Origin of the sequence: Aeromonas sp. Lyrl_2 (genome assembly GCF_051948815.1) — a bacterium.
Classification (GTDB): domain Bacteria; phylum Pseudomonadota; class Gammaproteobacteria; order Enterobacterales; family Aeromonadaceae; genus Aeromonas; species Aeromonas veronii.
In genome coordinates this window covers 304,301-318,430 of the sequence record NZ_JAYJLJ010000001.1, presented here as the reverse complement: position 1 = coordinate 318,430, position 14,130 = coordinate 304,301, and the positions used below count along the sequence as shown (strand labels likewise).

13 protein-coding genes are annotated in these 14,130 nt (G+C 58.9%); 9 read left to right on the top strand and 4 right to left on the bottom strand.

Features of this window, described 5'->3' with window-relative positions:
* Window positions 1-61 precede the first annotated feature (61 nt).
* On the top strand, window positions 62-1,165 hold the full coding sequence (locus VF684_RS01540) for a phosphoribosylaminoimidazolesuccinocarboxamide synthase (protein ID WP_040065098.1): 1,104 nt from the start codon (window positions 62-64) through the stop codon (window positions 1,163-1,165).
* 127 nt (window positions 1,166-1,292) lie between these two features.
* Here the strand turns inward: VF684_RS01540 and VF684_RS01535 are convergent, their stop codons facing one another.
* The gene (locus VF684_RS01535; protein ID WP_019446220.1) at window positions 1,293-1,895 is read right to left on the bottom strand and encodes a short chain dehydrogenase; all 603 of its coding nucleotides are present in this window, start codon (window positions 1,893-1,895) and stop codon (window positions 1,293-1,295) included.
* A 97-nt stretch (window positions 1,896-1,992) separates the two neighbouring features.
* On the opposite strand from VF684_RS01535, the gene VF684_RS01530 reads away from it, so the two are divergent.
* The 4 genes from VF684_RS01530 (at window position 1,993) to VF684_RS01515 (ending at window position 4,910) form a co-directional block, all read left to right on the top strand.
* Window positions 1,993-2,892 (top strand): LysR family transcriptional regulator, encoded by a 900-nt coding sequence (locus VF684_RS01530; protein WP_257724794.1) that lies wholly within the window; start codon window positions 1,993-1,995, stop codon window positions 2,890-2,892.
* Window positions 2,893-2,963: 71 nt separating this feature from the next.
* Window positions 2,964-3,602 carry a DUF2057 domain-containing protein gene (locus VF684_RS01525; RefSeq protein ID WP_139440516.1) on the top strand — a complete coding sequence of 213 codons (639 nt, stop codon included), beginning with the start codon at window positions 2,964-2,966 and terminating at the stop codon, window positions 3,600-3,602.
* Between the two features lie 73 nt (window positions 3,603-3,675).
* Window positions 3,676-4,122 carry an HIT domain-containing protein gene (locus tag VF684_RS01520; RefSeq protein WP_376899000.1) on the top strand — a complete coding sequence of 149 codons (447 nt, stop codon included), beginning with the start codon at window positions 3,676-3,678 and terminating at the stop codon, window positions 4,120-4,122.
* An 89-nt stretch (window positions 4,123-4,211) separates the two neighbouring features.
* The gene (locus VF684_RS01515) at window positions 4,212-4,910 is read left to right on the top strand and encodes a DUF3334 family protein (RefSeq protein WP_005339098.1); all 699 of its coding nucleotides are present in this window, start codon (window positions 4,212-4,214) and stop codon (window positions 4,908-4,910) included.
* 67 nt (window positions 4,911-4,977) lie between these two features.
* On the opposite strand, the gene VF684_RS01510 is transcribed toward VF684_RS01515, so the two are convergent.
* Window positions 4,978-5,964 carry a DUF2860 family protein gene (locus VF684_RS01510; RefSeq protein WP_019446216.1) on the bottom strand — a complete coding sequence of 329 codons (987 nt, stop codon included), beginning with the start codon at window positions 5,962-5,964 and terminating at the stop codon, window positions 4,978-4,980.
* Between the two features lie 206 nt (window positions 5,965-6,170).
* Here VF684_RS01510 and arcB point away from each other — a divergent pair, with 206 nt between their 5' ends.
* The 4 genes from arcB (at window position 6,171) to VF684_RS01490 (ending at window position 12,666) form a co-directional block, all read left to right on the top strand.
* Complete coding sequence (gene arcB / locus VF684_RS01505) at window positions 6,171-8,483, top strand: aerobic respiration two-component sensor histidine kinase ArcB (protein WP_005339096.1); 2,313 nt, start codon at window positions 6,171-6,173, stop codon at window positions 8,481-8,483.
* Between the two features lie 51 nt (window positions 8,484-8,534).
* Window positions 8,535-9,899, top strand: a complete 1,365-nt coding sequence (dgt, locus tag VF684_RS01500) for a dGTPase (protein WP_376898998.1) — start codon at window positions 8,535-8,537, stop codon at window positions 9,897-9,899.
* 315 nt (window positions 9,900-10,214) lie between these two features.
* On the top strand, window positions 10,215-10,418 hold the full coding sequence (locus VF684_RS01495; RefSeq protein ID WP_005349248.1) for a hypothetical protein: 204 nt from the start codon (window positions 10,215-10,217) through the stop codon (window positions 10,416-10,418).
* A 271-nt stretch (window positions 10,419-10,689) separates the two neighbouring features.
* The gene (locus tag VF684_RS01490; RefSeq protein WP_376898997.1) at window positions 10,690-12,666 is read left to right on the top strand and encodes a HAMP domain-containing methyl-accepting chemotaxis protein; all 1,977 of its coding nucleotides are present in this window, start codon (window positions 10,690-10,692) and stop codon (window positions 12,664-12,666) included.
* A 59-nt stretch (window positions 12,667-12,725) separates the two neighbouring features.
* Here VF684_RS01490 and rfaH read toward each other — a convergent pair whose 3' ends face one another.
* Window positions 12,726-13,226, bottom strand: a complete 501-nt coding sequence (gene rfaH, locus VF684_RS01485) for a transcription/translation regulatory transformer protein RfaH (protein ID WP_376898995.1) — start codon at window positions 13,224-13,226, stop codon at window positions 12,726-12,728.
* A gap of 96 nt (window positions 13,227-13,322) precedes the next feature.
* The gene (metQ, locus tag VF684_RS01480; RefSeq protein ID WP_005339072.1) at window positions 13,323-14,123 is read right to left on the bottom strand and encodes a methionine ABC transporter substrate-binding lipoprotein MetQ; all 801 of its coding nucleotides are present in this window, start codon (window positions 14,121-14,123) and stop codon (window positions 13,323-13,325) included.
* Window positions 14,124-14,130 lie beyond the last annotated feature (7 nt).

Here is a 14,130-nt window from a genome sequence, read left to right as displayed (position 1 = left end):
AGAGCGCGCAGGTGAGTAACTCGCGATGTTTACCCCCCACAAACAGGAAGTGTTATTAGCCATGAGTCTTGCAGATCAAGTATTGGCGGTGAATGACGATTTGCCGATCCGTACCGATAAACCTGTCCATTCCGGCAAAGTGCGCAGCGTCTACTGGTTGACCCCCGAAGACAGTGCCCGGCTCATAAAAGAGAAAGGCTATGATGTGCCGGCCGATGCGCCCCTCGCCCTCATGGTGATCAGCGATCGCATCTCGGCCTTCGATTGCATCTGGCAAGGTGTGGATGGCCTGAACGGCGTACCGGGCAAAGGGGCGGCGCTCAACGCCATCTCCAGCCACTGGTTCAAGCTGTTCAAGGAGAAGGGACTGGCCGACAGCCACATTCTGGATATTCCGCACCCCTTCGTCTGGATCGTGCAAAAAGCCCGTCCGGTGATGATCGAGGCGATTGCCCGCCAGTACATCACCGGCTCCATGTGGCGTGCCTACAAGGATGGCGAGCGCGAGTTCTGCGGCATCACCCTGCCGGAAGGGCTGAAAAAGGATCAGAAACTGCCGGAGATCCTCATCACTCCCTCCACCAAGGGCGTGCTGAAAGGGCTGGATGGCGTGCCGGAAGCCGATGACGTCAACGTCTCCCGTGCCGATATCGAGCGCCACTATAAGGGCTTTAACTTCAGCAAACCGGCCGACATCGACCGCTACGAAGTGCTGCTCAAAGAGGGCTTCAACGTCATCAGCGACGCGCTGGCCGGGCTGGATCAGATCTTCGTCGATACCAAGTTCGAGTTTGGTTACGTCCACGATGCCGCCGGCAACGAGAAGCTGATCTACATGGACGAAGTGGGCACCCCCGACAGCTCCCGTATCTGGGATGGCGCGGCCCTGCGCGACGGTCAGATTGTCGAGAAGTCGAAAGAGGGTTTCCGTCAGTGGCTGCTCAACCACTTCCCGGATCCGGACATCCTGCTCAACAAGAACCGCATGCCGGAACGTTTTGCCCTGGCCCGCGACAACAAGCTGCCGACCGAAGTGATGATGGATATCTCCAACACCTATGTCGGGATCGCCGAGAAGATCATCGGCCACAAGCTGGCGCGTTCTGCCAATCCCAAGCAGGAGATCATCGAGGTGCTGCGCGATCAGTACGGTCTGATCGACTAAGGGTTGCTCTCTTTTTTGTTGCCTAGAAACAAACGTTTGCTGGTGGCGAAAGATAGAAGCAAATAAACAGACGGGCCCCATTTCGGGGCCCGTTTTTATTGCTGGTCTGGCGGTTAGCGGGCGGCGATCAGCCGTTGACCCTGAACACCTGACCGGTCTGGATGCCCAGCACCGACTTCTTGTAAGCGTGCGCTACCTTGGCGGCAGGCACCGGCACGAAGCCCGGGAAGAAGTCGGCGTATTTGTCCATTGACTCCTCCAGCACAGTGGGGCTCACCACGTTGATGCGAAGGCCCCTTGGCAGCTCGCAGGCGGCCGCTTTCACAAAGTGATCGATGGCGCCGTTGACTGTGCTGGCGCTCACGCCCCAGTTGATCGGCTCCTCGCTCAGAATACCGCTGATCAAAGTGATGGAACCCTTGTCAGTCAGATAGGGAATGGCGGCTCGGGTCAGGTTGATCTGGCCCATCAGCTTGCTCTCCAGTCCCACCTGCCACTGCTCGTCGGTCATCTCGGTCAGGCCGTTAAAGGCCACGCTGCCGCTGGCCACCACCAGCGCATCAAACTGGCCTACTTGGGCAAACAGCGCCTTGATGGAGGCGGGATCGCGCATGTCGACCGTGGCATCGCCACGACTGTGGCCGACCCGGATCACCTGATGATCTTTGGCAAGCAGTTCACTGACCGCGGAGCCGACGGTGCCGGAGGCACCCACAATCACAATTTTCATCTGCATCACTCCTGGTTGGGATGTATCGATTCTAGCGCAACAGAAAATGTGAAAAAGCGCGTAAAATAAACCCATTGTTTCCATATTGGAGCTAATGATGGATATCGCCCATCTGGCCAGCTTTTACGAGGTGGTGCTGCGCGGCAGTTTCTCGGCTGCGGCCGATACGCTGGGAGTGAGCAAGGGGATGTTGAGCCGCCATGTCAGCGCGCTGGAGTCCTCCCTCAATGCACAACTGTTGCAGCGCACCACCCGCCGCCTCAGCCTGACCGAGGCGGGCAAGACTCTCTACCAGCAGGCGGGGGAGATCTTCGCGCTGGCTCGGCAGGCGGAGCAGGATATTCAGGCGCTGACCGAAGAGGATTGCGGACGACTGCGCTTTACCTGCCCGGTCAGCACTGGCGACCGCATGGTGAGCGAACTGCTGACCAGCTTTGCCGCGCTCTGCCCGGGGGTTGAGGTGGAACTCAATTTCACCAACCAGATGGTCGACATGAGTCAGGGAGAAAACGACATCGCCCTGCGCGCCATGAGCGAGGTGCCGGACAATCTGGTGGCCCTGCCGCTGGGGCGGCTCAAGGATGTGGTGGTGGCGAGCCCCGCACTGGTGGCGCGAGAGGGGCGTCCTGCCACTCCCTATGAGCTGAGCGGGCGCAGCTGCCTGTTGCAGGGGCACAATCCGGCCTGGGAGCAGTGGCACTTTATCCGTGAGGGTGAAGAGGCCCACATTCTGGTGCAGGGCAAGGTGCGGGCCAACCATTACAGTACCGTGTTGCAATTGGCGCGCGCCGGTATGGGCTATGCCAAGTGCCCGCTGATGCTGGTGGAATCGCAGCTAACTGCAGGAGAGCTGGTGACCGTGCTCGACGAGTGGCAGAGCGGCCTGCATCAGCTCCATGTGCTGCACGCCCAGCAGCGGCGGGTGCCGCGCAAGATCCGGTTGTTCAAGCAGGTGCTGGCCCAGTGGTTTGCCGAGCGACCCCGCTACCTGCTCTGAGCTGCGTTATTTTTCTGTCATCTTCGGCTGCTACCCTGCGCCCATCATCGGCATCAGGAAGATCAGCGGAAATGAAAAGTAATCAGGGGTTAACCGGGTTTGTGTTGCTTTGTGCGGCGTTGGGGGCGGGCAGTGCGCAGGCCGTGGTGGAAGTGAAGGTGCCGGATAATTTTCGCATCCTCGCGGTGAGCAACGGCACCCTGCAGGATGAGCAGCATGCCACCCTGGCAGATGGCGAGCAGCAACTGCTGGTGCGCTTCGAAGGGATTATCCCCAGTCGCAGCAGCAGCGAGAATGACCGACAGGTGCGCTCCGAGCCGCAGGTGGTGCGCTATCAGGGCAGCAATCAGCATTTGCAGCTGACGGCCAGCGTGCCGGGAGACGAGCGGGGGATGCAGGCGTATGCCAAGGCACCGCTGGTAGGGTTGCAGGAGAGTGGCCGGGCGCTTGCCATCCAGCAGGATGCGCTGGTGACCAGCGGCATCCTGCTGGGGGTGGACTGGAACGGCAAACTGGCGGAATACAACCGCAGCGGTGGCAAGGCGGCGCTGACGGCCGTCGCCGTTGCTGCACCGCCAGCGGCCACGGTCTCCAGTGGGGCTCAACCACTGGCAGCCAGCGAGCTGGAAGGGCAGTTGCAGCAGCTGTTCCTCAAGGCCGATCCGGCCCTTCGCAAGCGCTTTATCGGTTGGGCCGTGCCGCAGCTTTAAGTTTTTCGTCCGTTGCAGTAACGTGGGCACTCCTTTTTCAGGCGCTCTGTTCATCGTACTCAACGAGGTTTTCATGTTTGAATTGCATTCACGCCTGCAGACAGATACCCGGTGGCTCGGGGATCTGCCCCTCTGCCGTGTCTTGCTGGCCAAAGATAGCCAGTACCCATGGCTCATTCTGGTGCCGCGTGTGGCTAACCTGCGGGAAATTCACCATCTGGCGCCGGAGCAGCAGCAACAGCTGATGCAGGAGTCCTGCGCCGTCGCCACCCTCATGGAGCAGGCCCTCAGCCCGGACAAGATCAACATCGGAGCGCTGGGCAATCTGGTGCCGCAACTCCACCTTCACCATGTCGCCCGCTTTGCGACGGATCGCGCCTGGCCTGGCCCCATCTGGGGTGCTCATCCGGTCGTGCCTTATGAGCCACAAGTTTTGGCACAGCAGGCCGATATATGGCGTGCCCGGCTCGCCAAGCTGAGCGGTTTCACCCCTGTGGCTGCTGATAACGGAGTCAACTGAGAGGCGTGTCGCTATTTCAGTCTCCGGGCCGCGCCATCTGTTAGAGTTATGGTATAGATAAGCCCATTTTCGATGTTCAGGAAGGTCCCATGATAGTGACAAGATCCGATGACGATGCCGTATTGACCACAGAGGATGTGCTGCTCAGCCTGTGCAACTCGGTGACGGACGTTTTGAGTGCCGCGACCATGAGTCAGGTGCGGTTTTCCGGCATGGTGCAGCGGATCAGCAAGACCTGCCTCAAGCCGGATATCGGCTGCTTCGTGCTGTTCGATGGCGGTTTTTCCGGTCTGGTGGTGATCAACTTCTCCGCCGCCGCCGCCATGGAGCTGTACGAGAGCTACATGCTGAGCATGGGACTCTCCAAAGAGGATCTCGCCATCTCCCACACTTCTGATGAGGTGAGCAACGTGATGGGCGAGCTGATGAACCAGATCGTCGGCAGCTTCACCGTCAAGGTGGGTCGGGATCTGCAGACCCACATCACCCAGAACCAGCCGAAGATGCTGGCCCTCAACAAGCAGGTGATGCTGAGTGTCGATACCAATCTCGACAGCCCGGAGTCCCGCCGCGTCACCTTCTTCACCGCCCGCAACAACATCTTCTATCTGGAGCTGGCGATGGACAAAACCGAGTTCATCCGCATCCACAATGAGGGGATGGAGCATGAAGAGCTGGATCCCGATGCGCTGATCGCCCAGGCCAAGCAGGATGCCGCCAAGCCGGCTCAGGCTGCGGCCCCGGTCGCCAACGATCACGACGATCTGCTCGACTCTCTGGGTATTTGAGGCAAATGCCGGATAGCAACAAGGCCACCTTCGGGTGGCCTTGTTGTATCGGTGCGAACAACCGTTGTTAGAAGTTGTAGAGCAGGCCGGTGTTGAACATCACGGATTCAGAATCGTAGAAGTTGATGTCGGAATCGGACTTGGCGTAGCCAGCGGTAAAGGTTGCGGAGAGCGGCGCGATACCAAACAGGCGGTGCCAGAAGAAGGTGCCGGTCAGGGCAAACTCGTCGGAGTCGGCGTTTTGGCCAAAGATCGGGTTGGCCTCATCATATTTGGTCTGGCCCAGATAGGCGTTGCTGACGAAAGACCACTGGGAAGCGCGCATGCCGTAGGTCAACTGGAGGCCGTTGCTCTTGTAGCTTTGGGCGCTGCCATCCAGATCGGCTTGGCGGTAGATAAAGGCTGGCTCCAGCATTTGACCGGGTGCCAGCTGCCATTTGTAGGAGAGGTCGAGGGCGTGGATCTTGCCGTTGCGATCCAGCTTGGCGGCAGTATCGGCGCCATACTGGCTGCCGCTGCGCTCCTCATCCACCTCGATGTTGCGGGTGGTCAGGCTGCCATTGAAGTTGCTACCCCAGATGCTGTCCCAGGCGAAGCGAACCCCTTTTGACTTGATATCGGTCGACTGGCGATCAACGCCTACGGCGAAGGGATCGCTCCACTGCTCGGTCGGCATGGCATTAAAGACCACGGAGCCAGCTACGATGCCCTTGTCGCTCATTTCCTGACGGATACCGAGCTGCTGGGTGAAGTCGAAACGGATGGCATCCTGGATCAGGTTACCGAGGAAGACCTGAGTGCGGGTATCGGCAAAGGTGTAGCGGATATCGGCGTTGAGCAGCGGGGCAACGGCGGAGCTGCTCTCGGCACTGCCCAGTCCGCTTAGGCGGCGGTTTTCATCATCACCACTATAAAAATTCGATTCGTAATTGATGACACTGACCCCGCCAAGCAGGAAACCGGACCAGCCAGACTCCTTGGGAATTTCACCCAAATCAGCATAAGCACTATTTGCGACCAGCAGGCCCAGGCCCAGCAAGGTGGTATTGCGCATCGGATAACTCCTAAATTAAATGGTGGTGAATTTTTTCGGCCGGTGAGTATAAAGAAAAAACCTTAATGGCAACTGACTCAATATTGCCAATTATCCTAACCCACTCATTTCATTCGGCGAATCGTTAATTAATTGTGCGAGATTAAGAAGAGTTCACTCGGTTGTGCTGGTATTCTGTACCGCGAATATCGGGGGAAAACAATAATATGAAACAGATTAAATCCTGGGCGCAATATTATGTCGATCTGATGACCAAGCTGGGACTGGTGCGCTTTAGCATGTTCCTGGCGGCGGGCATTATCGTGCTGGCGGTCGCCATCCAGATGGGGGTGACCCTGTTCCTGCGCGGCAATATCGATGTGATCGACTTCGTTCGCTCGGTCTTTTTTGGCTTGCTGGTGACCCCCTGGGCGGTCTATTTTCTCTCCATCGTGGTGGATCAGCTGGAGGATTCCCGTCAGCGACTGAGCCGGATGGTGCGCAAGCTGCAAGATATGCGCGAGCGGGATCTGGAGCTCAATACCCAGCTGCAGGAGAACATCAGCCGCCTCAACGCCCAGATTGCCGAGACCAACCGGGCCGAGAGTCTGCGTCTGCAGGCCATCGAGGATCTCGAGAACGAGGTGTTCCAGCGGGAGAAAGCCCAGCTTCATCTGGGGGAGCGTACTGCCCTGCTGCGCTCCTTTATCGACTGCTCCCCCGATCTGGTCTACTACCGCAACGAGGATGAGCAGTTTTCCGGTTGCAACCGCGCCATGGAGGAGCTGACCGGTAAGGTGGAGGCCGAGCTGATCGGTCTGACCCCGTTCGATGTCTACAAGCAGGAGATCGCCAACAAGGTGGTGGAGACCGACAAGCAGGTCTTTGCTAGCAACGAGCCGCTCACCTACGAGCAGTGGCTGGAGTATCCCGATGGCCGCAAGGCCTACTTCGAGCTGCGCAAGGTGCCCTTCTTCGACCGCTTCGGCAAACGACTCGGTCTGCTCGGCTTTGGCCGTGACATCACCGAGCGCAAGCAGTATCAGGACAAGCTGGAGAAGGCGAGCCGCGACAAGACCACCTTCATCTCCACCATCAGCCACGAGTTGCGCACCCCGCTCAATGGCATCGTGGGCTTAAGCCGGATGCTGATGGATACCCCCCTCGATCCCAAGCAGCATCAGCAGCTCAAGACCATTCACCTGAGTGCGGTAACCCTTGGCAATATCTTCAACGACATCATCGACTTGGACAAACTGGATCGCCGTCGCCTCGAAATTGCGCCTACCCGCATCGATCTGCCCGCCTTCCTCGATGAGCTGGAGACCCTGTCGCGCATTCAGGCGGAGCAGAAGGGGCTCTATCTCCATTTCGATCGCGATGGCGACATGCCGCAATTCGTGATGGCTGATGGCACCCGCCTGCGTCAGGTGCTGTGGAATCTGGTGGGCAACGCGGTCAAGTTTACCGATGAGGGGGGCGTCACCGTGCGTTGCCTATCCCATCCCGCCGACGAGCCGGGCAAGCTGGCCCTGCACTTCGAGGTGGAGGATACCGGCATCGGCATCCCGCGCGCCCAGCAGGAGAAGATCTTCGCCATGTACTATCAGGTGCAGGGCAAGAAGCACGCCACCGGCACCGGCATTGGCCTCGCGGTCTCCCGTCAGCTGGTGCAGGCGATGGGCGGCCAGCTCTATGTGGACAGCGATCCGGGCGAAGGTTCCTGCTTTACTGCCGAATTGGAAGTGGCTTGCGCCGAGCCGGTGTTGCCAGAGCAGGAGGAGGAGATGCCCTCCCTCGATATCCTGTTGGTGGAGGATGTGGAGCTTAACGTGACAGTAGCCTGCGCCCTGCTGGGCAAGCTGGGTCATCAGGTGCAGGTGGCACGAGATGGTACCCAAGCGTTGGCGATGGCCAACCCGGATGATTTCGACCTCATTTTGCTCGATATCCAGCTGCCGGACATGACCGGCTTCGATGTGGCGAAAACCCTGCTGGAGCGTTATGGCGACAGCCTGCCACCCATGGTGGCGCTCACCGCCAACTCCACCGGCGATCGCCAGTACTACCGGGATCACGGCATGCAGGATGTGATCAACAAGCCGCTTGGCTCCAAAGCGGTGCGGGAGGTGATTGGTCACCTGTTTGCCGATCTGGCCGAGGATGAAGCGGACGAGCAGGCGGATGCGGGCAATCAGGATGCCCTGCTGGATATCCCCTTCCTCACCGATTACGCCGATACCGTGGGCAAGCCGGTGCTGCTCTCCAGCGTCGATCTGTTCGAGAAGATGATGCCGGACTACATGGCAGTGCTCGACTCCAACATGATTGCCAAGGATCAAGCTGGCGTGGTGGAAGAGGCGCACAAGATAAAAGGGGCGGCAGGCTCCATTGGCCTGCGCCGTTTGCAGCAGACGGCTCAGCTGATCCAGAGCCCGGATCACCCCGCCTGGTGGGAAAACGTGGAAGACTGGATTGAGACGCTGCGCCGCGAATATCCCGGCGATATCGCCCGTCTGCGGCGCTGGTTGCTGTCTTGAGGCTGGAGGTTGTCTTGAGTCTGATGGAAGTTGCTGGCAAGGAGCCGCGAGATGTATAGCCGTTTGATTACCCCTGCGCGCATCCACCCTTGGGGGGACGAGGATCTGCTGGAGGCGACCGAGCAGGATCGCGCCCGTATCGTGCAGGCCGCACCGGTGCGCCGGTTGCAGCAGAAGACCCAGGTCTTTCCGCTCGATGTTAAGGCCTCGGTGCGCAGCCGCCTAACCCACTCGCTGGAGGTGCAGGAGACCGGTCGCCAGATCAGCCGCCGCATTCTGGCCGCCTTGCCAGCAGGAACGGTCTGCGAAGGGGCCTTTATCAATCTGGTGGAGATGTCCTGCCTGCTTCATGACGTGGGCAACCCGCCGTTTGGCCACTTTGGCGAGCAGGTGATGAGCCAGTGGCTCGGCGAGATGCTCGATCCCCTCTATCAGCAGGCGCTGGCGCAGCCACCTTCGGCCCAGTGGGCTGAATTGCGTCAGGATCTGCAACTGTTTGATGGCAACGCCCAGAGTCTGCGGCTGGTGCACAGCTTGCACGAGCTCAACCTGACGCTCGGACAACTGGCGGCACTCTGCAAATACCCGCAGCAGCCGCAACCCGGGGTGAGCTATGGCCAGCATCATGGCTGGAGCAGCAAACGGGGCATCTTCTTTAGCGAGCAGCCGCTCTACAGTGCCCTCGGCCAGAGCCTGGGATTAGCCCCCGGCTGCCGTCATCCGCTGGTTTACATCATGGAGGCGGCTGATGACATCTCCTACTGCATCGCCGATCTGGAAGATGCGGTAGATCGGCGGATCCTGACTCAGGGTGAACTGCTGGCGGCGCTGCGAGCTGCTGACCAGAGTGACTACATGGGCACCTTGCTGGATGAAGCGCTGGCTTCTGGTCGGGGCTTTTTCCCCCATTTTCGCCAGCAGCTGACCCGGGATCTGGTGGCGTTGGCGGCGCAGAGCTATGTCAGCGAACATCAGGCCATTTTGCAGGGCTCCTATCCGCAAGCGCTGCTGCATGGCCAGGCGCCGGCGGCGCGGGTGCTCGATATCCTCAAGCGGGTGGCCCGTGAGCTGGTCTTTATGCGCCCCGAGGTGGAAGCGCTTGAGCTGGAGGGGTATGCGGCGCTGCGCGGGGTGCTGACCAGTTATGCCTGCCTGTTGTCGCTGCCAGCGCCACAGTTTGCCCGCCTGCTGGCCGGGGAGGGGAGCCAGGCGCTGTTCTTTGCGCGCCGCCTCTATCACCGCCTCTCGGCCCGCCATCTCAAGGCCTATCGATTGGCGATCGCCACCCCGGATCCGCGTTTTGCCTGCCAGAACGAGCAGGAGTGGTATTACCGGGTGCGGTTGCTGCTCGATTATGTCAGCGGCATGACGGATACCTATGTACTGGAAGAGTACCGGCTACTCTCGGGGATCTGATGCCCCAAGCTCCCTGTCGGGCAGCATAAAATGCCGTAAAAACGTTTAAAAAGGAGTCGCAAGAGGCTTGTTTTAAATTCGGATATTTTTTAGACTTCTGCAACCTGTTCAACTTTTATCCGGTAAGGAGACGAAAATGCAACATCTGATGCTCAATATTGCATTCTCTCGCGGCACTGCGTGCGGCGTGAAATCTCGTGCTCTTTTACCGCGTGGCGTAAACAGGTAACCCCTGTCTTTTTATCACCCGCGGTTCGTCCCGCAGGGTGATATCCACTTTCTCTGGGAGAACCGCATGTTCAACTGGAGAATGTCATGTCTATCGAACTGGTTTTACTGCGCAGTGTTGAATCCCTGGTCCAGAGAAGGATTGCCCGAGTCGAGCGTCGTCTCGTGCAGGTCAATCTGTCGCCCGCCCTGCTCAGGGATATCGGGCTGGAAGGATATCAGGGTCAAATCGCCCTCGTTCGCGAGCGGGAGTATCAAACCGGCTTCCGCCTCGGGAATCGAATAACCTGAGGAAAGGGGCCTGTATGGCCCCTTTCTTGGCATTGATGGCAGACTCCGGTCTGCCATTTTTGTTTGGTCCCGTGAGGGGCAGGCAAGTATAAACGTTGAGGTTGGATTGCTGTGCCGTAGTTCTATGCATGGCGATCTGTCCACGTTGTGGGCCGTCAAGTCATTACGCAGTGAATTGGCTAATTGGCACCGGACTTGGCAAGATAGATTGCCTACACTGATATCTATCTGATTCTGTTGGCTGGATCCCTCCGTTTGAACAAGGATGTTCATGAAAATCTCAAGTAAGTTGCTGCTCAGCTTCGGTTTTATCAACCTGCTGATCCTGCTCTCCTCTACGCTGGTCTATTACCGGCTGACCCAGATCAATCAGGCCCAACACACCCTGCTGGAGCAGGCGCTGCCCGCTTTGCAGCGGGATGAGGCGAGCCAGAAGGCACTGGTTGCCACCGTTTCTGCCTTGCGTGGCTATCTGATCCTCGGCAAGGATCCGGCTCAGGCTTCCCGTCTCAAGCAGGAGTGGGAGTCGGCCTGGCAGGCCATCGCCCATCAGGCCTTCAGTCCGGCGCTCGCCAAGTCTCTCGAGACCTTCAAAAGCAATCAGGATAAGGTGTGGACCATCGCCCAGAGTGAAGAGAATCTGCCCGCTCACACTCTGATGCTGCAGGAGGCGGGGCCGCTGGCGGAGGCTGCGCTCGATCAGCTGCAATCCTTTGCCAATGAAGAAGTTGGTACTCCGCAGGCTCAACTCTCCGGCGATCGCCGCATGCTGCTCAAACAGGTGGGGGATGCCTATAACAGCCTCGCCAACGCTCTCTCAGCCCTGCGGGATTTTCTCATCTCAGGTGACCCCGAATACCGCAGCAAGTATAAGGATTACTACCAGTTTCATCAGCAGCGGGTGGCTGAGGTTAAACAGCAAGCCGCGCTCTTTACTGACACCCAGCAGAGCCTCTGGCAGCTGTTTGAAGAGATGGCGACCCCCTTCTCCGAGTTGGTGGGGCAGGTGATCGAGAAACGCCAGGCGCCGGATTGGGATCAGGCAAACTACCTGATGGCCACCGACATCGAGCCGATGCAGTCCAGCCTCAGCGAGCAGCTGGTCCAGCAGGTGGAGAAAACCCGTGCCGAGGTGGATCAGATTTCGGCGCAGATGACCGGAGCCGGGAGGGCCATCAACCAGACTCTGCTGTTGGCTACCGGCAGCGCCATCATGCTTGGCATGGTGGTCGCATGGCTCTTTAGTCGCCGTCTGACCCGTGACATTGCCTGTCTGGTGACCCGGGCGGGGCAGGTTGCGGATGGTCGGCTGGCGGCCGAGCCCTTGCCAATCACAGGGCAGGATGAGTTGGGAGAATTGACTGGCTCCATCAACCGGATGTCTGCCCAGTTACATCATCTGGTCGGGGAGTTGCAGGGCGCAGTGGGGCAGGTCGAGGTGGCCTGTCTCGATGTGGGCAGCACCACCAGAGCCATAGTGGTGGATCTGACGGAGCAGGATCAGCGGGTCGATGCGGTGGCGGCGGCTATCGATCAGATGTCAGTGAGTGCTCGTGATGTGGCTGGCAACATTGCCGGTGTGGCGGATGGAGCCCATCAGGTGCGGCAGCAGACCCGTCAGGGAGAGGCCGCGCTGGCGCGAATGAGCGATACCATGCAGCAGATTGCCGCCATGATTGGACAGGCCAACGAAGCCATGGGGCTGTTGGAGCATCAGAGTGAACAGGTGGGGCAGATCACCGAGGTGATCGCCACCATTGCGGAGCAGACCAATCTGCTGGCACTCAATGCGGCGATAGAAGCGGCGCGGGCAGGCGAGCAGGGGCGCGGTTTTGCGGTGGTAGCCGATGAGGTACGCCAGCTGGCGACCCGCACCCATCAATCAACTGCCGAGATCAGCCAGACTATTGCGGCCATCTCCCAGCAGACTCGCCAGACGGTGAGTACCGTCAGCAGCGGTACCCGGTTGGTAGAGCAAGGCCGGGATGCTGTTGGATTGGTGACCGATACCCTGAGTGCCATGAACGAGCTGGTGCAATCGCTGTCGGGCCAGCTGGAGGCCATTTCGGTGGCAACCGAGCAGCAGTCGCGGGTGGCCGCCGAGGTATCCGGGACGGTCGACGATATTGCCGCGCTCAGTCGGCAATCCTGTCAGCGTAGTCAGCAGGGGGAGGAGATCGTAGCCAGACTGGCTGGCGATACCGGCAAGCTGCAGGCGGTCATCGCCCGCTTTGATCTTGATGCGTGAGATGGCGGGATTATCCCGCCATTGCTATTGCCATTCACCGGGCCGTCTGGCCCGTGGGTTTAGTCCAGACGTCTGAAGGTGTGGTTGTCGAAGCTGCTTGTGGTCTCCCGGTTGAGTAGGCTGACCAGCAAAATCGCCCGTTTCTCTCCATCCGGCTCCATATAGATGGCTTCGAATCCAGCCAACGGCCCCTCTTCAATCAGCACCTTGTCGCCCGAGCAGGGCAGGCTGACGTAGCTGGCTCTCGCCTCGTCGCTGTCATCGCGACTCATCAGCTGATAGACCAGCTTGCTGCTGATGGGGGTCCATTCACTGCCAAAGTGGATGATTCTGCTGATGCCGCGGGTCGATTTCAGGGTGACCGGTGTCACCTCTTCCAAATCAACGAAGATAAACAGATAGTTGGGGAACATGGGTTCCCGTACCGGAACTCGCTTACCCCGGCGCAGCTTCTCGATCTCCACCATGGGGTAATAGGATTCGATACCCTGGGCATCGAGGTGGGCGCGGGCGCGGGCCTCTTCTTTTGGCTTGCAGTAGGCCAGATACCATTTTTTCATGTTATGAGTATGTTCGTGTTGCCGTGCTCGCGGATATGATAGCGGCGCCAATAAAAAAGGCCACGCATTGCGTGGCCTTTTTTGCCGAGTGAGCAATTACCAACCTTTTACCAGGCCGCCTTTGAACAGCTCGAGACCTTTCTTGTAGACATCATCGGTCTGGAAAGCTTGTACGAACTGTTTGACCTTCTCGTCATCCTTGTTGTTGTCGCGGGCGACGATCAGGTTGACGTACGGGGACTCTTTGTCTTCAACAAACAGGCCGTTCTCGGTCGGGGTCAGACCAATCTGGCCGGCGAAGGTGTTGTTGATGATGGCCAAGTCCACGTCTTCCAGCGAGCGCGGCAGTTGGGCTGCTTCCAGTTCCACAATCTTGAAGTTGCGCGGGTTGCTGGCGATATCCAGCACGGTGGCTTCCAGACCGGCGCCATCCTTCAGGGTGATCAGACCCTGTTTGGCCAGCAGGATCAGGGAGCGACCCAGGTTGGTTGGATCGTTCGGTACCGCGATCTGAGCGCCATCTTGCAGCTCGCTCAGCGCCTTGATCTTCTTGGAGTAACCGGCAATCGGGTAGACGAAGGTGTTGCCAACCGGCACCAGCTTGAAGCCGCGATCACGTACTTGCGCATCCAGATAGGGTTTGTGCTGGAAAGCGTTGACGTCGATGCTGCCATCGTTCAGCGCCACGTTCGGGGTGACATAGTCGGAGAAGTTGACCACCTCGACTGTCAGACCGTATTTCTCTTTGGCTACCTTGGCAGCCACTTCAACCAGTTCGGTCTCGGGGCCGGCAATAGCGCCCACTTTCAGAACCTTGCTCTCTTCTTTTTGACCGCAACCGGCCAGAACCAGACCAGCCAGCAGGGCAGCCGCAACGGATTTGATGCCAAATTTCATAAAACCT